This is a genomic window from Ekhidna sp. ABH4_415 (assembly GCF_056161305.1).
Genome location: NZ_JBSWYW010000037.1, coordinates 1 through 238, shown reverse-complemented (window position 1 = coordinate 238; position 238 = coordinate 1). Strand labels below are relative to the sequence as shown.

Sequence of the window (238 nt, the reverse complement as noted above, 5' to 3'; positions counted from 1 at the left end):
CGCCGGCTGGCTGCTGAATAACCCGTTGTTGTCGTTCGTCACCGTAAAGGTCAGCGTCTGGCCACTCTCATTCGCTGCACCCTTGTCCAGGCTTGTCGCCCAGCCCGTCACACTCTGTGCTCCGGCATCTTCCAGTATGCTTTCATTCGCTCCCTTCGTGAAGCTTGGCTCGTCATTGACTGCATTCACCGTGATCGTGAAGGTTTGATCAGCACTCGTGTCTATCCCACCATTCGCA

General features: G+C 55.9%; 1 protein-coding gene. It reads right to left on the bottom strand.

Translation table 11 applies throughout. The features are described from left to right. The coding region (locus tag ACXAH9_RS17210) for a hypothetical protein (protein ID WP_474896089.1) at nt 1-238 on the bottom strand (238 nt) is incomplete at both ends.